Source organism: Pseudophaeobacter sp., from assembly GCF_048267565.1.
Classification (GTDB): Bacteria; Pseudomonadota; Alphaproteobacteria; order Rhodobacterales; family Rhodobacteraceae; genus Pseudophaeobacter; species Pseudophaeobacter profundi.
The window spans coordinates 263763-281948 of the sequence record NZ_JBLWXG010000004.1; the positions used below are offsets into that span (position 1 = coordinate 263763).

An 18186-nucleotide genomic window follows, 5' to 3' on the forward strand; every position below is an offset into this window, starting at 1 on the left:
TTCTATTACATAAGGTTTTTCCCCGCTCCAGATTGACGTCGTGGTTTCGCATTCAATGAGGTCATACCCGCTGCAACGGGAGCATGTTCTACCGGGTTGCTGGTTAACGTTCGAAACGTTGGCTGCGGGCATGGGGCGGGCCTTTCTTTGATTTGGGTTGGCTGCTGGATTGGGGGGGCTTGAGAAACTGGCGCGCCAGCCGTCTTGGCTGTCACTGTGGGACAAAACCTCGGTTCGGCCACGGCTGAATGGACACCCATGGCCTTCGGTCAGATCCACAAGGCGGCGATCAAAAAGAAACCCCCGGCAGCAGGCAGTCAAGGGACAGATCAGGGACAAGGCTGCCGGGGCAAGAATGCGCCTCCATCTGGGGGCGGGGATTTGGACTGCGCCGTTGGCTTCAGGCGGCGGATTTCACATCCACCTTGCGTTCCTTCTGTTTCGCTTCCGGGGTCTTTGGTAACGTCACGGTCAACACGCCATTGGCGAAATCTGCAGAAACGGCATCGGCGTCGACACCGGAGGGCATGGAAAGGGTGCGCTGGAATTCCCCGTAGCGGCGTTCACTGACGAGGTAGTCTTCCTTCTCCTCTTTCTTTTCCTCCGATTTTTCACCGCGAATAGTCATCGTTCCATCGCTCAGCTTGATGTCGATGTCCTCGGCGGTCATGCCCGGCAATTCGGCCGTGACCCGGTATTCACCGTCACATTCCACGAACTCCGTCGCCGGCTGCAGCGCCCACTCAGCGCTTTCGGGGAACAATGAATGGACCCGGCGCGGCAGCAGCGGTTGCCGCCAGAACCCCGTACCGAAATCGTCGAACAACCGATCAATCTCGTTTCTGAGCGAAAGCATTGATGGCCACCCCTCGACGGTCGCTGGTGGCGTCTCTCTGCGAACTTCAATCTCGGACTTTTTCTTGGACATCCTCAGGTCTCCTTCTGTCAAGGCCGCGCTTCTGCACGGACACAGGTTTCATGACAGCGTTTAATCTATTTGCACCATGCCCCAGTGCATTGACGGCGGTCATCCGGTGGCCAGATTTCAGCGACCTGAAGCAGGTTTCCATCCGCTTTGAGTGGTCACCCTCTGCCACGCGACGAGCGGGCAGTTCCACGCCCGCAATGGTCGCGAGCGAGTCGAGATCGTGAATCCGGAACCGGTAGGGTGTAAGGCAGGTGATCAGCTTTTTCCCTTCCAGATATCGCAACGTCCGGCTGATCGTCTCGACGACGGTATTGGTCAGGTCCCCCCAGTCGCCCCGGTCGAGTTCCATGCTCAGGATAAGGCTCCCATCGGGGAGTGGCTCGGTCGGCATGAACTCTACTGCCCTGATGAGGAAGCCAATGATCCGCTCGCGGCTGGTCAACGAACCATTGTGCCAAAGCGCGTCCAAAAGTCGGTGGTGCTGATGGTTCATTTCCTGCAGCAGTGACTTTCGGAAAGGCTGGTTGATTTCCAGCTGCCGCTTGATCGTCGCGCTGTCGTAAGAACAGATTTCGATGTCGGTGGCGGCCTCGAAATCATAGCCATGCTCCTGACTGAGAAGCCCGCCAACGATGTCTCCGGGTATCGCTAGTCCCACCAGGATGCGTTTACCGCTCACCTTTATTACTGATCTTCGTGCATACCCGCGTCGGACAATTCCGAAAAAGCCGCTGCTCTGATCTTGTTCGAAGATTCGCTCTCCGCGGCCAAAACGGCGCAGAATTGGCGGATGAGTGCCGAAAACAGGCTCATTCTTGATGATGCGGCAAAGTTGAGAACCGCGTAACTTGCATGTGCGACACGCTTTGAATGCTGCGTGGATCTCGGTTCGGGGCCGAGGCAAACCCATTCCTAAATCACGTGCAGTCTGAATCATGTCTATGGCTCCTTTCTAATTGCCCGGAGTACGGCGTCGCGCAGATCCGTCTCCGGCAGGTTGATAAGATTGAGATCGCGTTCGAGGATCACGGCACGACTCAGGGTGGCGGATATTTCTCGGCGCAAGATGCCCAGCATCTTTGGTGCGGCGAAAACCGCCAGTCGGGTCAGATGCCCCTCACGAAAGTTGTCTTCCAGAACGCTGAGGGTTTCCCGCGCAAAATCCTGCATGTCGCGCAGGACCGGGTCGGACCCGGGTTCCATGGCAGAGCGCCGCCCTTCGCCGCCCGATGCGAAGCTGCGGCCCGCCTTGTCGGAGAGATATTCGCGCAGATGCGTCGATTTTGCCTTGCTGACGAGTTCTATCGGGTCATGCGAATCGCCGTCTTCAAGGTGCCGCAGAATGCGGGCACGGACGCCATCACTTATCAGGGCCCATGTCTTTTGACGCATCACATCCTCCACTGTGCACAGGTTGCGCATCTGGTATGGAAACCGATTTGCACCGAAAGGTCATTGATACCTGTCAACGCTGCCCCCGGTTCAGCGGTTTGCCACTTGTAGTCGTAGCGGCGGAATCATGGTACTGATCAAATACTGGTGATCAACACGAAGGTGGCGCGACTCGTTGAACTGGTCTGACAATTGGGGGGCACGGGGGGATGACGAAAAAGACTCACAAAGGGGTGCGCTTGGCTTTGTCTGGATCGATGGCGTTTTCGCAGCTTCGCCCCGAAACACGGGACGCGCTGAACGCGATGTGCCATTCGAAAAGCTATCGCGCTGGACAAACTGTCATTCATGCGCAGGAGAAATGCGATTTCATCGGCTGCGTTCAGTCCGGCATTTTTCGAATTCAAAGGACTTTGGCCGATGGGCGAGAGCATATCGTCGGGCTTCTTGTCGAGGGGGACACATTCGGAAGGGCTTTCGACGGCGCGGCAGAGTTTTCCATCGAGGCAGCGACAGACGCGGAAATCTGCGCCTTTCCCCGTGCGGAATTCGAGGCCCTGCTGACGCGATCGCCCGACCTTGAACGCGCTGTGATGTTGGCTATCACCAATGAGCTGGATCGGGCGCGCGAGTGGCTGATCATTCTGTCTAACCAGAAGATCGCCGGGCGGATTGCCGGATTCCTGCTCCTGATGTGTTCGCGCTTTCGCGATATCGACCATATCCTGCAGCCAGGTCCGCAGGGCATCGAGGTCAAGATACCTATCAGCCGTGCCGATCTGGCCCATCTGCTGGGCACACGGCCGGAATCGATATCTCGCTCCCTGCATTCGCTCAACGATCAACGGGTTATCGACATTCTCGAACCCAACCGCATTTTGATCCGGGACACAAAAGCCTTGGCCCGTGTGGCGGACGAAGACGAAATCGAGGCCCTTGCCACTCTGCAGGATCTGTTGAAGAACCATCGCCCCGCGCACTGAATGATGTCGAGAGGTCGGCCCGGATCGCGGTGGCTATTCGCATGTCAGCGGTTCCGCCACTGCTGATTGCCCTCAATCTGCAATCGTCACCGACGCGGCGTAGGCGCCCTTGTCGCCCTGCATCTCGCGAAACCGGAGCCGGGTGCCTTTGTCCAGACGCTCCCAGTTGTCAGAGGTCAGGCTGTCGCGCTGGAAATATACCTTGCGTCCATCATCGGCCTGGACCCAGCCATATCCCAGCTCAGACTCCAGTTCGGTGATTTTGCCGTGATGCACGGGCGGATGGTGCTTTACCTCAATACCGTCCATCTTCTTTTTGCGCTTTTTCAATGCTTTTTCGGCGGCGGTGAAAGCGCGGTTCACGGCTAGAATCAAATCGTTCTGCGCGCTGCCTTGGGCGCTTTCCCGGGAAATCGACACATCCGGGCCGGGCAGATGCAGGTTGAGCCGAACCTGGAAGACGCGCCCGTGCCGTTTCCTTTTCTGTGGTGCCTCCATCGTCACCTCGCATCCGGTGAGCTGGTCATCCCGCCGTTCCAGCGCCTTGATGCGCCGACGCACGAGGTTCTCGACCGCCGGTGAGTGATCAATATTGTGATAGGAGATGATCGGTTCAATCTGCATCTTTGGGCCCCGTATCGCGGATATCACGGAAATCGAGCACGCAGGCGCTGCGGATCAGGGATGGTGATCCGCCACGGCATGCAGAAGCTCGCCGGACAATTCCCTGCTGACCGCGTGGGAAATGTCGCCGAGGCTCAGCATTCCCACAAGCCGCTTGTCATCGTCGATGACCGGAAGACGGCGGATTTTCTTCTGATCCATGAGATGAATGGTGTCTTCCACCGTCTCGGTCGTCCGGCAATAGACGATGCCCTTGGTCATGATCTCCTCGGCGGTTGTTTTCGCCGGATTGCGTCCCTCCGCAACCACCCGAAGCGCGATGTCACGGTCGGTGACCATGCCGACCAGCTTGTCATCTTTGCCGATCGGAATCGCGCCTATATCGTTTATCTGCATTATCTTTGCCACCTCGCTGACTGGCGTGTCGGCGCTGGCCCAATCGGCCTGTCGGTGCATTGCCGCAGTAATTTCCATTTGGGAACTCCTTTCAGCTTTGTTTTGGGGACATGATAGGGGCTATGGCGCGCCAGTTTCATTGACTGCCGTCAAGCGGATGATGCAATCGCTTGATCGTATCGGTAATCAGCTGGGAAAATGTCAGGACGCGCATGCGGTCGGCTAGGGTGCCGCTGGTTGCCGCAACAGCGGCAACGCTGTTGGTCAAGGTGATGGTGTCGACCAGAGTGGTCTGTGAAAAGGCCGAGATCGCCGCATTCGTGATCAGATCCTGCGTTGCGATGGCATGCACTTCGGGGCACCGTGGGCGCGCACCGCCTGTCACCTCTTCCAGTGCCTCGCGCTCCTCGTGCCGGGAAATCTCGAATTCCCCGATCTGGGCAATCTGTCGAACCATCCTGTCGGATCTGTTGAGCGCAAAGAAAAGCAAATCCCGTCAACGCGGGCCGGGACGCTCTCGGCATTGACGGCCATCAATGCACTGCGCGCGATTACCACCCATCATGAAGTTCAACGATATTCAAGCGACAGGTGTTTCATGTCCACAACCGGTATCGCCACGCTCGATCATGCCCCGCAGGTTTTTGCCGAATGGCTGAATGAACTCTGCGATGATCTCGGTTTTTCAAAGCCACGGGCATACATGCTTCTACACGAAACGTTGCACGCCATTCGTGATTTTCTGACGGTTGATGAAGCCGCAGATCTTGCAGCGCAGCTTCCGGTGCTGGTGCGCGGCGTTTACTTTGAAGGTTGGAACCCTTCAAAAACCCCAGCCAAGCCACGCAACAAAAGTGACCTGATCGAACGGGTCGCATCGCGGTTTCAGAGGGATCCTTTGGAGGAGCCGGACCGGGCAGTGGCGGCGGTCATCGACCTTTTGCGTCGGCATGTATCCTGGGGCGAATTCGAGCAGGTCAAGCACGCCATGCGCAAATCTGTTCAGGAACTTTGGGAATAGGCGTAGGCCACATGTCATTGCCCGTCGGCACCCTGGCTCAAACGGAATGCGATCCGGTTGACCTGTCGCTGAAGGGCAAACGCGAATTCCTCAAGAAAGGGTGGCCCTGGCCGAATGAGCCGCCACCGGACTGTATCGAAACCCAGGCGTCCTATGTCTTATTCACTCGGGACCGGTTAAATTGGCCGTCATTGCCGCGACACCGGACGAAGTCAGGAAGGATCGCGAATGTCAAACTCTCCGTCTCGCAAACCGCCAACCGATGACCCCCAGATGCGGCGGATGATTTTTGCTCTCTGGGCACTAATTCTTGCGGCTTATGCGTTTGCCTCACTCACCAGTGTTGATTCCAGCATTCAGATCGTTTCCTACAGTGAAATCAAGCAGATGATCCGAAACGGTGAAATTGGTCAGGCGCTTCTGGAGGAGCACGCGATAACGGTCTCGGGTGAGGATGACGTTGCCGCAGCGCCGCCGCGGTTCCGCGCAGTGACACCTTCACAGGGCGATCCCGAGCTTCTGCCGCTGCTGGAGACGCATGGCGTCAAGATCACCGCCGAAGAACCCCGGCGGGTGTCGGTTCTCAGCTATCTCCTGCCGTGGGTTCTGATCCTCGCGGTCTATTTCTGGTTCCAGCGGCGGATGCTGAGCCAGATGGGAGGCGGATTTGGTGCGGGCGGCCTTGGCCCGGGCGGGTTGGGGGGGCTGTTCAGCGGACGGTTTTCCAAGCCCAACGAAAGCGGAACTAGGACAACCTTCGCCGATGTGGCCGGTCAGGACCAGGCGAAGAAGGAGGTGGCCGAACTGGTCGAGTTTCTGCGCGAACCCGAACGCTTTCAACGCGTGGGCGCCGAAGTGCCGCATGGGGTGCTTTTGATGGGCGCTCCCGGTACCGGCAAGACGCTTCTGGCCAAAGCGCTGGCGGGCGAGGCTGATGTTCCGTTCTTCTCGACATCGGGTTCCGAGTTCATCGAGGTTTTTGTCGGTGTCGGTGCCGGCCGTGTGCGCAAGATGTTCGAGGCGGCGCGCAATGCTGCCCCGTCGGTCATCTTCATCGACGAGTTGGACAGCATCGGCCGCACCCGGGGTACTGGGCTTGGCGGCGGCCATGATGAGCGCGAACAGACGCTGAACCAGATTCTGGCTGAGCTTGACGGGTTCGAGGGTAAAGAGGCAGTAGTGGTGTTGGCCGCGACCAACCGACCCGATGTGCTTGACCCTGCTCTTCTGCGCCCCGGACGCTTTGATCGGCATGTTGTGCTCAATCTGCCCGACCGGTTGGATCGGCGGGCAATCCTCGACATCCATGCCAGGGTACTGCCGCTTGCCGATCCTGCGGATCTGGGTGCGATCGCGGATGGCACGCCGGGATTTTCAGGCGCCGATTTGAAAAACCTGCTGAACGAGGCCGCGATCCAGGCCGCCCGGCGCAGCGCGGTCTCCATCACCATGGCGGACCTTCAGGAGGCCCGCGACAAGGTGATGATGGGCACCGTGCGCACGCTGGCAATCCAGCCCGAGGAAAAACACCGCCTGGCCGTGCATGAGGCTGGTCATACTGCGGCGGCATTTTATACACCGGGGGCCGATCCGCTCTACAAGGTGACGATCATTCCGCGCGGGCGCAGCCTGGGCGGCACACACATGCTCGAGCGTGAGGAGCATCACACCCTGCCCGAGAATTACCTGAAAAGCCAGTTGACCATCCTGCTGGCGGGGCGCGCGGCAGAAAAACACCTGCTTGGTACTGTCAGCTCCGGTGCCGACGACGACATCAAACGCGCCACAGAATTGGCCCGCTCGATGGTTGCCCGGTGGGGTATGAGCGACGACATAGGCCCGGTGGACCTGCGTCAGAGTGAGGACCATCCCTTCCTCGGCCAGTCAATGGCCCAGCCGCGCGAACACGCCGATGAAACCGCCGCCCGGGTCGACAATGCAGTATCAATGCTTCTCAAAGATGCCGAGGCAGAGGCGACCGGCATCATCACCCGCCACGAAAAAGAGGTCCGTGCGCTGATCGACGAGTTGGAGGGCAAGGAGGTGCTCGATTTCAAGGAAATCGAGACCTGTCTGAAATCGGTCGTATCCGTGGTCAGGCCGCTGTCGCGCAAAAACGATGACAACGAAAGCGAAACGTGAACCGGGAACGGTGGCACCATCCAATCCTGCCAGATGTTGCCTCCCCTTATCCGTGACCTCCTCCCCGATGGCGGAACACACGGCATCGTCAAATCCTGAAAATACCCGCCATAGACGCCAAAGCCAGACTTATCGGGTGCAGCGCAGCTACATTGGCTTGCGGTACGTTCATTTCTGAGACGGTTGTCAAATACGTGCGGTTTGATTGACTGGGGGCATCTCCGGGCAACCGATGCGCGTCGATATGCGGAATATGGCCAACGTAACATGGTCCAACGGCGCGGGAAACCATCCCGATTGACGACTGACAATGTGGCGAATCTGAGAATCGCCATACTCCATCTGGTTTCTACTTTTGGAGGGGGTTACGCAATGACGAGATTTGATGATGCGGCACTCAAAGCGGATGACCCATCGGTCCTCGCCTCTGAGAGTAAACCGTGGGTTCTTTTTCCAATGCGGCATACCGAATACCAGAATTGCCGAGACGATGCCGAAGATCTGCTCGGCCGGCATCCCGAACGGGCGGTTGCGACCTTTCGCGACCTTGGGCTGAGTGACGATGAGATCGCCAGGTATTTCAACGTCTCACCGTGCAGGATCAAGCGCCTGTCGGGTGGCGGCCAGCAATCAGACCGATCCGACAGCCTGCATGACGTTGCAAAGTTGATGCGGGTAAAGCTCTTTGGCGGGACAGACGGATAACCCGACCTTCGCCATTGATCCTGGTCAAGGCATCCGGGCAGATTGTCCAGGATGAGCGGAACCAGAGTGAACAGGAGCCTCGCGCCATGCCGAGCGACGACGCCAAAGGGCAGCACCATATCGTCGGCGGCGGCATCGCCGGCCTTGCCACGGCGGTATTCCTGATCCGCGATGCCGGGGTCGCAGGCAAGAGTATCCGGATCTACGAACAACGCGACGTCGTCGGCGGGTCGCTGGATGGCGCGGGTGCAGCCGAATCCGGCTACGTGGTTCGTGGCGGTCGGATGTTCGAAGACCACTTCGCCTGCACCTTCGACCTGCTCGATACGATCCCCTCTGCCGACGATCCGGGCTTGACGGTCAGCCAAGACATCCGGGCCTTCAACAAGATGGTGCCCGGTTCATCCAATTGCCGCTTGGTGCGTGACGGAAAGCCCGCCGAGGATCGCTACGATCTCACGCTTGGCGCTCACGACATCGTCGACATCAACCGGCTGTTGCTGCATTCGGAACGCACATTGGGCGCGCGCAAGATCGATGAATGGTTCCGGCCCGAATTCTTCGATAGCAACTTCTGGCTGATGTGGGCCACTATGTTTTCGTTCCAACCCTGGCATTCGCTCATTGAGATGCGGCGCTATCTGCGACGTTTCATCCACCTGTTTCCCGGGTTCAGCCGGATCGCCGGGATCTTGCGGACGCGCTACAACCAGTATGACTCGCTCATCGGGCCGATTGTGACCTGGCTTCAGGACAGGGGCGTTCAGATTGCGACCGGCGGGCAGGTCACCGACGTAAGGATCGAGGGTACCCGGCAGGATCGCCGCGTTGTCGCGCTGGTCCTCGCTGGTGACGAAAGGGTGCCGATCAGCGAGGCAGACCGCGTTTATCTCACCTTGGGGTCCATGACCGAAGGGTCGGTTCTGGGGTCAAACACCAAGGCACCCGGTCGCGACGATCACGAAGGCGGTGCATGGGCGCTTTGGCGCAGCCTTGCGGCAGAGCATGAAGGGTTGGGTAACCCCGAAGCCTTCTGCGGCGACATAAGCAAGACCGCCTGGCATTCCTTCTCCGTAACGATGGACAGCCCTGACTTCTTTGAATTCATGGAGGATTTCACCAACAATCGCACGGGCACGGGCGGGCTGATCACCTTTGCCGCGTCGGGCTGGACGCTTTCTATCGTGCTCATCCATCAGCCGCATTTCTGCGGGCAAAAACATGGCACATATGTCTTTTGGGGCTATGGGCTGCGCGGTGATCGCAAGGGCGATTTCGTGTCCAAACCGATGTGGGAGGCCACGGGCAACGAGATCATCGAAGAACTCTGTGGGCACCTGAACCTTAAGGCTGCACGGAGAAAATGGTTCAAAGACGCCCGCTGCGTGCCCTGCCGGATGCCCTTCATCACCAGCCAGTTCATGCCGCGCATCCTCGGCGACCGCCCTGACGTGCGCCCCCAGGGTGCCCGGAACTTCGCGGTGATCGGGCAATATGTCGAACTGCCCCGCGACTGCGTCTTTACCGTGGAGTACTCTGTGCGATCCGCGCGCACCGCCGTGGCAAGCCTGACCGGAAAGGCCGATCCGCCGCCGCCTGTCGTGCGCACCGATCTGGACCCGATGGTGCTGATCCGCGCGGCGCGGGTCTTGGTGGGCATGGGGGCAGCGTGATCATCGGCCACAGCGGCATCACCTTGCCGGATCAGGTCGGTGCAGGCACGATGACAGTGTTAGTTCTCTGGCTCTGTGTCGACTGCCTGTATTGATTGCAGATAGTGGACCAGTTCATAGATGCGGTTGCGCACCCGGGTTTCGTTGATTTCATCCGGTCCGTATTCAGACATGACGGCATCCATGTACCGATCACCCCAGACTGGCATCTGGCGATCGCCATGTGCGGCGACTTCGGTTCGGCCATCGATGACCGAAAAGATGCGTTCCATCGGGAATGTGCCATCATTGCGGGCCGAAAGCTGGGTCAAGTCACCAGGGTCGATACCGCGAAACAGGCGCGTCAGAAAGCCCGCGCCCGTTCCGTCCCTACCGTGGCAGGACGCACAGGAATTCAAGAACTCCCGCTCCATCGGTTCGATTATCACGGGTTCCCAAGGATGGGGCTGTTCTGTCGGCCCCTGGGCTTGCAATGGCGCTCCGGTTCCCAAGAGCAAAATGGCCAGGACTGCGGCTGTGCGTATCATGTTGCGCTCTCCTTTTTTTCAACAGGGTTGCGCCTCCAGCATCTCTGACTTGCCTTGCGGTGGCATTGACGCCGGACAACGGCCACTGCGGGCTTTTCTTATCTGGTACTTTGAAACCTTGGGATCAGTTCCTACCCAACGCGGCGGCTTCTACCGCTTGTCTAGCGCGGTTGCCCCTGCCAGCACGTCCAGCATTTCGCTGGTAATCTGCTCTTGGCGCCGAAACCGGAACGCGCTGTTCATTTCAGCCAGCCGGTCACCTATGCCCTTTTCGGCGGATTGCATGGCAGCCAGCCGCGAGGCATGTTCAGAGGCCTGCGCTTCAGCCAGAGCACGGAAGATACGGACGAAGACATGCTCGCGGATCAGGCAGGTCAGAACGATATTGCGCTCTTCGGTATAGATGGGCAGGTGCCGCGACGGCCATTTCCGGTTGGCCTGATGGCACAGATAGGCGGGCGAGACCGGTAACAGCGACATGGTCACCGGGCGGGCAGGGGACTCTGGTGTCTGGACGGCGTGGACAATGCGCAGCCGGGCGATGCCTCGCTGCGTGCGCCAGTGATCGGCCAGGGCCAGCAGGTTGCGTGTCGACGCGCGCAGCCCCTCGACCGAACCTGGCGTGGCATGAATCACGTCCGGTGTATGGCCGGTGCCTGCCAGCAATTCGGCGGCGCGGGTGCCGATCGCGGCCAGAGCGACATTTTCGGCTTGGCCAGACAGGATATTTTCCAAGGCGGCATTCAGGACAACTTTGTTGAACCGACCACAGAACCCGTGGTCCGACCCTGCCACGATCAGCCCCATAGGCCCGGTCTTCCGCTCCGCCTCAGAGGCGGCAATGGCGGCATCGGCGACTTCCTTGTCGCGTAGAACGATCTGCAGGCCATGGTCGATGGTTTCGTCATAGGCGCGCACCGCTTGGGCCGCGCGCTCGCAGCGCCGGATCGTGATCGAAGACAGTGTCTTCATCGTCTTCACGATGGATTGCAGGTCGCGCGTTGTGGCGATCCGGCGCTGAAGCAGTTCAAGCGTCTCCATTGCCGCCCTCCTGTGTCAATGGCGCAAGGGCCTGCCGGATGGTCGAGATGAGGGCCGTGCGCGCGTCGTCGTCAAAAGGCTCGCCATTCTCAATTCGGCGGCAGAGCGGGGCCTCCGTCTCCCGGATCGCCTGGGATATGGCTCGCTCGGCATCGGCCACGCGATCTAGCGGCAGTGCGTCCATCAAGCCATGGGTTGCGGCCAATAGCACCGCGATCTGTTCGGGGGGCGCTGGCCGCGCCTGCTCGCGTTGTTTCAGTGCCTCGCGTACACGGCGACCGCGTGTGAGTTTCAGCTGCGTAGCTTTGTCCAGGCGCGTCCCAAAGCGCGAAAACACCTCCAGTTCCTCGAACTGGGCAAAGGACAGAAACAGATCGCCGGCAACGCTGCGATAGGCGGGCAGCTGCGCTTTGGCGCCCACCCGGCTGACCGATCGCCCAAGGTCAACCGCCGGCAGCATGCCTTTTTCGAACAGAACCGGGGACAGGTAGATCTGACCGTCGGTGATCGAGATCAGGTTGGTCGGGATATAGGCGGCGATGTTCTGCGCCTGGGTTTCGACAATCGGTAGGGCGGTCAGCGACCCACCGCCCCGTTCGGGGCGCAGATGGGTCGCACGTTCAAGAAGCCGCGAATGAATATAGAAGATATCGCCGGGATAGGCTTCACGCCCTGGCGGTCGGCGCAATAGCAGCGACAGCTCGCGATAGGCGCGGGCATGGCGGGTGAGATCATCATAGACAACAAGGACATCCTCGCCGCGGGCTATGAAGAACTCGGCTATCGAAGTGGCGGCATAGGGGGCGATGAACTGCAGTCCCGGCGTGTCCTCGCTGCCTGCCACCACGACCACGGTGCGTTCCAGCGCGCCCGCGCGGCGAAGCGTGTCGATGACGCGCGCAACCGCCGAGGCGCGCTGCCCCACGGCGCAATAAACGCAGAGCCCCGGTTTCGCAGCCGGTCCCTGACCGCCGGGCCGCCCTGCCTGGTGGTTGAGCATGGCGCTGACGGCGATGGCGGTCTTGCCGGTCTGACGGTCGCCGATGATCAATTCGCGCTGGCCACGCCCAATGGGGATGGCGGCGTCCACGGCCTTGACCCCGGTTTGCAGCGGGACTTCAACCGGGGCACGATCAAGGATCGCCGGGGCTGGGCGGTCGACCGGCCAACACTCTGTCGCACGCAGCGGGCCGGCTTCGTCGATGGGATGGCCAAGCCCGTCAACGACCCGCCCCAGAAGCGCCTGCCCCACGGGAACGTCGATGGCGCGGCCGGTAGGCCGTGCCTCGCTTCCGACGGCCAGCGCTGCGGCCGGGTCAAGCAGGATCACCCCGACGCGTTTTTCGTCAATATCCAGGGCAGCGCCCATAAGCCCGCCGGGAAAGGCAATCAGCTCGTCTGCGCCCAGTTCAGTGAATCCTTCAACATCCGCAACTGCTGCGCCCACCCGGACAACCGTGCCGATCTGTTCACTGCGCAGGCGCGCGTCGTAGGCGTCGAGCCCACTGTCGAGCGTGGCCAGAAGGTCCTTTGCGATGCCGTCGAATACTCCCATGGCTATTCCGCAGCCTCCTGTCCGTCCTCGCGGCCCATCCACGCGCCGATTTCCTTTTCCAAATCGTCGAGATAGGCATTCACGTTCCAGTGCAGGGTCTGGCCGCGCACCTTCAGCTGGATCCCACAGCCGATCTGTGCGTCGCGCAGAAAATCGGGCTGCGCCTCTTCGTGCAGGACCGCACACACCGCTTTGCGCAAACGGTTGCGCACCGGATCGGGCAGATCGAAGGCGCTGGTCACGGTGATCCTGCCGCCGGCCTCGGCCTCGGCGCGCAGATTATCGAGCGTCTTGCCTGTCAGCCCGTTCAGCCGGGTGATGAAAGTGTCGGCCATCGCCTCTTCCAGACGCACGTCGGCCAGATCGCCCAGAACCCGGCGGGCCACCCGCCCAACATGCCCTGCTACTTCGCGCCGAAGATCAACAAGGAAGGCTGCCGTCTCTCGGTCGACCTGCCTTTGCCAGGCGGCGCGCTGCGCAGCAACGCGCTCGTGCGCTTTTGCTTCCAGTCTTTGTTCCAGGTCCTGCGCCTCTTGTTGAGCCTGTGCCAGCATCGCCGCGCGCCGCTGTTGGAGCCCCAACTGTTGCTGTTTCAGTGTCTCGGCTTCCCTGGCGGCCTCGGCCTCGCGCTTTTCGGCCTCGGCGAACCGGTCGCGGATCGCCGCCTCCCGGTTCCGCATGGCCCGAACGATGGGCCGATAGAGCAGCCGCTGAAGCAGCCAAACCAGCACCAGGAAGTTCGCGATCTGGGCGGCGACGGTGATCCAGTCGATTTGCATCACCTAGCCTCCTGCTGCGGTCCCCGCCTGCATCGCGGCATCCCAGAACGGATTGGCGAAAATCAGGATCATCGCAACGACGAAACAGTAGATCGCGGTGGATTCGATCATCGCGAGGCTGACGAACAGGGTTCTGGTGATCGTGTTGGCCTCGTCCGGTTGTTGGGCGATCGAAGCCAGTGCCTGAGCGGCGGCCCGCGCTTCGCCAAGTGCCGGTCCAATCGAACCGATGGCGATGGTCAGCCCGGCGGTGAGGATGGATATTAGCCCGATCAGGGTCGCGTCGGTCATGTCAGTCTCCTTTCGCGGCATCGGCGCCGTGGTGCTCATGCGTTGCCGATGCGATATAGACCATCGCGAGGATGGCGAAGATATAGGCCTGGATCACCCCGGTCAGCAGCCCCAGAAGCTGCATCAGGATCGGAAAGAAGAAAGGGGCAATCGAGATCAGAATTCCGGCGATCACGGTGCCGCTCATGACGTTTCCGTATAGCCGGATCGCCAGCGCCAGCGTGCGTGATATTTCGCCAATAATGTTGAAAGGCGCCATCAGCGGTGTCGGCTGAATGTACGAGCGCAGATAGGTGCCAACGCCCCTGCGCGCCAACCCAAAGAGCGGCACCGCGATCAGCACGCAGATCGCCAGCGCCGTGGTGGTCGAGAGCGAGCCGGTGGGAGGTTGGAAACCGGGCACCACCGCCAGTATGTTCGACACCGCAATGAATACGAAAAGCGTACCTACGAAGGGTAAATAGGGGCCTGGCTCCTGGCCGCTGACCTCGCGGATCTGGGTGCGCATGGTCTCGACAAGCGCCTCCCAGAAGTTTTGGGCCGCTGTGAGATCGCCGGTCTGCGAAAGGCGCAGGCGCACCACCAGGGCGGAAAGCACGAGCAGCGCCATCACGACCCAGGTAAAAAAGATCGTCGCATTGATCGGCACCGGGCCAAGCATCACGACTATCCATGTGTCGGGGGTCAGTCCCATGGCCTATTCCCTTCGCCTTTGCCGTCCGGCTGTGATGTGACGAACAAGGCCAAAGCCAAGAACGCCTGCCAGCAGCTGTGCGGCCTCCGCGCCTGCTGCCAGCGCCAATACCAGAACCACCAGCGTCAGGGTCATGCGCATGGCAAAGCCGAGAAACAGGCGCGTAGCGCCAATCTGTTGCCTGTTGCCCGGCGCGCCACGCAGCCCGGTCAGATCCTGCGAAGCGCGCCACAACAGCCGGAAATACAGCGCCCCGAAACCCGCGCCCAGCAACAGCGACAGCAATAGACTTGCTCCAAGGGCCCATGCGTCAGTCATCGTTTCCGCTCTCCTTGCTGACCCACCACCAGGCGTTGATGCACCCTAATGCGACGCCGCCCAGCAGTAGCGCGAGCGTCCAGGAAAACTCTCCCGGTGCGGCGCGATCCAGCCATGCCCCTACGGCGACACCCAGGAGCGTCGGCACCGCCACAGCCCAGCCAACCAGCCCGAACATGCCCAGCCCAAAACAGAAGGTGCGGCGCTTGCCACTTTCCTTGGCGTGCTGCTTGCGTTCGGCCTTGCGTGCTATGGCGTCCGCCTTCTCTTGTTCCTGTGCGCACACTATCGACGCTCCAGTTCGAGTATGCGCCTCAGCACGCCCGCCTCCAGACGGGCCAGTGCGCTGCGTGCAGCCATTTCTTCTTCGTCGAAGGTGACAAATTCCGCTTGCACCCGCCGTCGTAGTTCGGCCAGGTCGCGTCCCGGCAAGGCGCGCCGAACCGCGACCGTTACATCATCCGCGCATTTTACGAGAATGCCTTCGTCGATGCCGAAATACTGCGTCTTGCCGTCCATGCGATCACATAGCAGCACACCAGCGACCAGCGGAGCTGTCATGTCTATATGTCGCGGCAGCAGGGTGAATGCGCCATTCGTGGCCTCGGCCGTTACCTTGGCAACATCGCCGTGAAACACCTGGGCCTCTGGGGTCAAGACTGTCAGCTTCATGGCGCCTGCCTTTCGGTAACCTCGTCGATAGTGCCGGCCATGTAGAACGCGCTTTCGGGCAGGCCGGAGACCTCGCCCGACAGGATCCGTTCGCACCCTGCGAGGGTTTCGTCCAGCGTCACAAACCGGCCCGCCGATCCGGTGAACTGCTCGGTGGAAAAGAACGGTTGGGTCAGAAAACGGTCCAGCCGCCGGGCCTGTGCCACCGTGGCGCGGTCAGCCTCGGTCAGCTCTTCGATACCCAGCATGGCGATGATGTCCGCCAGCGCCTCGTATTCCGCAAGCACGCGCCGCACCTCGCGCGAGATACGGTAGTGTTGGTCCGACACGGTGCCGGGCGTCAGCATCTTGGAGGTGGATTTCAGCGGGTCGATGGCGGGGTAGAGCCCCTCGCTGGCCCGCTTGCGCGAAAGCGCCACTGAAGCGGAGAGGTGCGAAAATACATGCGTCGCGGCCGGATCAGTGAAGTCGTCGGCTGGGACATAGACTGCCTGGATCGAGGTGACGGCGCCCGCTTCGGTGTTGCAGATGCGCTCTTCCAGCTCACCAAGTTCTGTACCCAGTGTCGGCTGGTATCCCACGCGCGAAGGGATGCGCCCCAGCAGGCCTGAGACCTCCGCCCCTGCCTGGACAAAGCGGAAAATGTTGTCGATCAACACCATTACATCGCGATTCAGCTTGTCGCGGAAATGCTCGGCTATGGTCAGGGCCGTATGCGCCACACGAAAACGGGCGCCGGGGCTTTCATTCATCTGGCCGAAAACCAGAACGGCCCCGTCCAGCACGCCGGTCGCCTGCATTTCACGGTAGAGTTCTTCGGCCTCACGGCTTCTCTCGCCGATGCCGCAGAACAGGCTCACGCCTTCGTATTCGGTGACCATGTTGTGGATCATCTCTGTGATCAGCACTGTCTTGCCGACGCCGGCACCACCGAAGAGACCGGCCTTGCCGCCGCGCTCGATTGGCGAAAGCAGATCAATGGCCTTGATGCCGGTCTGGAAGATCTCACCGCCGGGACGGCGGTGGGCAAACGGGACCGGCGGGCGGTGGATAGGCCGGTATTCAACATCCTTGATCGGCCCCTTGCGGTCGAGCGGCGCACCAAAAACATCGATCATCCGGCCAAGCAGCCCGGGTCCAACCGGGGCCATCAGTGGGCCGCCACTGTCGACGACCTCCATGCCAAGCGCGATACGTTCGGCGGGATTCAAGAGCAGGCCTTGAATGGTATGCATATCAATCAGGCCGGCAACCTCGATCACCGATTTGCGGTCCGGCCCGGCAAACAGCTGCGTATTGATCGTTGGTGCTGTGCCTGGAAAACGCGCCTCAACCACCGCCCCGCGGATCGCCGTGATGACCCCCCGCCCTGCGGTTTCTTGAGACCTGGAGTTTCTCTCAAACGCGCCCGTACCCGTCATGACATCACGTCACCATGGGACCTGCCGCTGTCAGTCAGCCGATGGGCATGGCGTTCGATGATTTTGGACACGGTTGCATCTGAAACCTGCCCGAAATCGCGGTAATGCATCCCAACCGCACGGAATTCAGCCGGGCATTCAAGGCAGATTACTTCGTCGCAGTCATCCTCAAGCGCCGCAATCGTTGCCGCCGACCCAACGGGAATTGCCGCGATAACCTGTGCCGGATCTGCATCGCGGACCAATTGCAGTGCCGCGCGCATTGTGGCCCCCGTCGCTATGCCGTCATCAACGACAACCACGATCTTTCCCGCAAGTGGCACGTGCGGACGTCCATTTAGGTAAATGTCGCGTCGCCGCTGTATTTCTGGCAATTCGCGCTCGGCAAGCCGGGCGATGTCAGCATGGTCGAGCCCGGTCATCCGCGCCACATCCTCGTTGACCGTGATTTTCGGGTTATTGCCATCGGTCACCGCCGCAACCGCAAGTTCCGGCTGTCCGGGAACGCCAACCTTGCGGACAAGCACAATGTCGAGGGGGACGGCGCGCGCGTCTGCAATCACGTCGGCAACGGGCAACCCGCCGCGCGGTAGCGCCAGAATGACTGTGTTTTCGGGATCAAGCTGCCCCAGGTGTTTCAGCAGTCTCTGACCGGCCTCACGTCTGTCCGTAATCATGCGGATTGTTGCCTCCAGTGCTTGTCTCAGGGTGCGATGACCACCTTGCAGTTGGCGTGGTGCAGTGGCTGTTGTGGCAGGCGACCAAGCGGTACGTCCCGCATAGGGCCGCCTGTTGCCACAACGATTTTGTCTGCCATTGCTCCTTGCTCCATCGTCGATGCGTAATGTCGCCCAATCATCGCATGTTACGCGGTTTATGACATTGCGTGGCGTCAATGGGGGCAGAGCGGCGGTGGCTGACACTGGTGCTGCCAACCGGGGGACGATGGAACGGGCCAAAACGATCAAAGTTGTCTTCTCGGTCCGCCGTTGATGACCCTGTCGATGCCGTCAAGATGCATGGC

General features: G+C 60.5%; 22 protein-coding genes. 5 read left to right on the forward strand and 17 right to left on the reverse strand.

The features are described 5' to 3' along the window. Positions 1-400 precede the first annotated feature (400 nt). From ACN0VH_RS12040 to ACN0VH_RS12050, 3 genes are read right to left on the reverse strand one after another with little or no spacing between them, the layout of a single operon-like run. Complete coding sequence (locus tag ACN0VH_RS12040) at positions 401-928, reverse strand: Hsp20/alpha crystallin family protein (protein WP_278923654.1); 528 nt, start codon at positions 926-928, stop codon at positions 401-403. After that, on the reverse strand, positions 903-1865 hold the full coding sequence (locus ACN0VH_RS12045) for a Crp/Fnr family transcriptional regulator (protein WP_417700711.1): 963 nt from the start codon (positions 1863-1865) through the stop codon (positions 903-905). Before ACN0VH_RS12045 ends, ACN0VH_RS12040 begins: the two co-directional genes overlap by 26 nt. A gap of 2 nt (positions 1866-1867) precedes the next feature. Continuing rightward, positions 1868-2320 carry a host attachment protein gene (locus ACN0VH_RS12050; RefSeq protein WP_417700712.1) on the reverse strand — a complete coding sequence of 151 codons (453 nt, stop codon included), beginning with the start codon at positions 2318-2320 and terminating at the stop codon, positions 1868-1870. A gap of 233 nt (positions 2321-2553) precedes the next feature. Here ACN0VH_RS12050 and ACN0VH_RS12055 point away from each other — a divergent pair, with 233 nt between their 5' ends. Further along, positions 2554-3303, forward strand: coding sequence for a Crp/Fnr family transcriptional regulator (locus tag ACN0VH_RS12055; RefSeq protein WP_417700784.1), 750 nt, complete (start codon positions 2554-2556; stop codon positions 3301-3303). A gap of 72 nt (positions 3304-3375) precedes the next feature. On the opposite strand, the gene ACN0VH_RS12060 is transcribed toward ACN0VH_RS12055, so the two are convergent. The 3 genes from ACN0VH_RS12060 to ACN0VH_RS12070 are packed head-to-tail and all read right to left on the reverse strand — an operon-like array spanning position 3376 to position 4780. After that, positions 3376-3927 (reverse strand): HPF/RaiA family ribosome-associated protein, encoded by a 552-nt coding sequence (locus ACN0VH_RS12060; RefSeq protein WP_417700713.1) that lies wholly within the window; start codon positions 3925-3927, stop codon positions 3376-3378. A gap of 54 nt (positions 3928-3981) precedes the next feature. Then, positions 3982-4401 carry a CBS domain-containing protein gene (locus ACN0VH_RS12065; RefSeq protein ID WP_278923649.1) on the reverse strand — a complete coding sequence of 140 codons (420 nt, stop codon included), beginning with the start codon at positions 4399-4401 and terminating at the stop codon, positions 3982-3984. 58 nt (positions 4402-4459) lie between these two features. Next, entirely contained in the window at positions 4460-4780 is a 321-nt protein-coding gene (locus tag ACN0VH_RS12070; RefSeq protein WP_417700714.1) for a hypothetical protein, read from the reverse strand. A gap of 66 nt (positions 4781-4846) precedes the next feature. Between ACN0VH_RS12070 and ACN0VH_RS12075 the strand changes: the two genes are divergently transcribed. The 4 genes from ACN0VH_RS12075 (at position 4847) to ACN0VH_RS12090 (ending at position 9864) form a co-directional block, all read left to right on the forward strand. Further along, a complete protein-coding gene (locus ACN0VH_RS12075; RefSeq protein WP_417700715.1) occupies positions 4847-5344 on the forward strand; it encodes a DUF2267 domain-containing protein in 498 nt (165 codons plus the stop codon). Positions 5345-5572: 228 nt separating this feature from the next. After that, positions 5573-7486 (forward strand): ATP-dependent zinc metalloprotease FtsH, encoded by a 1914-nt coding sequence (gene ftsH / locus ACN0VH_RS12080; RefSeq protein WP_417700716.1) that lies wholly within the window; start codon positions 5573-5575, stop codon positions 7484-7486. Between the two features lie 372 nt (positions 7487-7858). Then, entirely contained in the window at positions 7859-8191 is a 333-nt protein-coding gene (locus ACN0VH_RS12085) for a hypothetical protein (protein ID WP_417700717.1), read from the forward strand. Positions 8192-8277: 86 nt separating this feature from the next. Further along, positions 8278-9864 (forward strand): oleate hydratase, encoded by a 1587-nt coding sequence (locus ACN0VH_RS12090; RefSeq protein WP_417700718.1) that lies wholly within the window; start codon positions 8278-8280, stop codon positions 9862-9864. A gap of 59 nt (positions 9865-9923) precedes the next feature. Here ACN0VH_RS12090 and ACN0VH_RS12095 read toward each other — a convergent pair whose 3' ends face one another. The 11 genes from ACN0VH_RS12095 to ACN0VH_RS12145 all read right to left on the reverse strand — a co-directional run bounded on the left by ACN0VH_RS12095 (position 9924) and on the right by ACN0VH_RS12145 (position 17839). Then, positions 9924-10391 (reverse strand): c-type cytochrome, encoded by a 468-nt coding sequence (locus ACN0VH_RS12095; RefSeq protein WP_417700719.1) that lies wholly within the window; start codon positions 10389-10391, stop codon positions 9924-9926. A 150-nt stretch (positions 10392-10541) separates the two neighbouring features. Next, complete coding sequence (locus ACN0VH_RS12100) at positions 10542-11432, reverse strand: F0F1 ATP synthase subunit gamma (protein ID WP_278923641.1); 891 nt, start codon at positions 11430-11432, stop codon at positions 10542-10544. Next, positions 11419-12987: a F0F1 ATP synthase subunit alpha gene (locus ACN0VH_RS12105; protein ID WP_417700720.1), complete on the reverse strand. Its 1569-nt coding sequence runs from the start codon at positions 12985-12987 to the stop codon at positions 11419-11421. The genes ACN0VH_RS12100 and ACN0VH_RS12105 overlap by 14 nt, the downstream gene beginning before the upstream one ends. A 2-nt stretch (positions 12988-12989) precedes the next feature. Then, positions 12990-13766, reverse strand: coding sequence for a F0F1 ATP synthase subunit B family protein (locus tag ACN0VH_RS12110; RefSeq protein ID WP_417700721.1), 777 nt, complete (start codon positions 13764-13766; stop codon positions 12990-12992). 3 nt (positions 13767-13769) lie between these two features. After that, positions 13770-14057 (reverse strand): F0F1 ATP synthase subunit C, encoded by a 288-nt coding sequence (locus ACN0VH_RS12115; protein WP_278923638.1) that lies wholly within the window; start codon positions 14055-14057, stop codon positions 13770-13772. Position 14058: 1 nt separating this feature from the next. Further along, on the reverse strand, positions 14059-14751 hold the full coding sequence (locus ACN0VH_RS12120) for a F0F1 ATP synthase subunit A (RefSeq protein WP_278923637.1): 693 nt from the start codon (positions 14749-14751) through the stop codon (positions 14059-14061). Positions 14752-14754: 3 nt separating this feature from the next. Next, positions 14755-15069 (reverse strand): N-ATPase subunit AtpR, encoded by a 315-nt coding sequence (locus ACN0VH_RS12125; RefSeq protein ID WP_278923636.1) that lies wholly within the window; start codon positions 15067-15069, stop codon positions 14755-14757. After that, the gene (locus ACN0VH_RS12130; RefSeq protein WP_417700722.1) at positions 15062-15355 is read right to left on the reverse strand and encodes an AtpZ/AtpI family protein; all 294 of its coding nucleotides are present in this window, start codon (positions 15353-15355) and stop codon (positions 15062-15064) included. The genes ACN0VH_RS12125 and ACN0VH_RS12130 overlap by 8 nt, the downstream gene beginning before the upstream one ends. Beyond that, positions 15355-15741, reverse strand: coding sequence for an ATPase (locus tag ACN0VH_RS12135; RefSeq protein WP_278923634.1), 387 nt, complete (start codon positions 15739-15741; stop codon positions 15355-15357). The genes ACN0VH_RS12130 and ACN0VH_RS12135 overlap by 1 nt, the downstream gene beginning before the upstream one ends. After that, positions 15738-17162 carry a F0F1 ATP synthase subunit beta gene (gene atpD / locus ACN0VH_RS12140; protein WP_417700723.1) on the reverse strand — a complete coding sequence of 475 codons (1425 nt, stop codon included), beginning with the start codon at positions 17160-17162 and terminating at the stop codon, positions 15738-15740. The genes ACN0VH_RS12135 and atpD overlap by 4 nt, the downstream gene beginning before the upstream one ends. Beyond that, entirely contained in the window at positions 17159-17839 is a 681-nt protein-coding gene (locus tag ACN0VH_RS12145) for a phosphoribosyltransferase (RefSeq protein WP_278923632.1), read from the reverse strand. The genes atpD and ACN0VH_RS12145 overlap by 4 nt, the downstream gene beginning before the upstream one ends. Positions 17840-18186 lie beyond the last annotated feature (347 nt).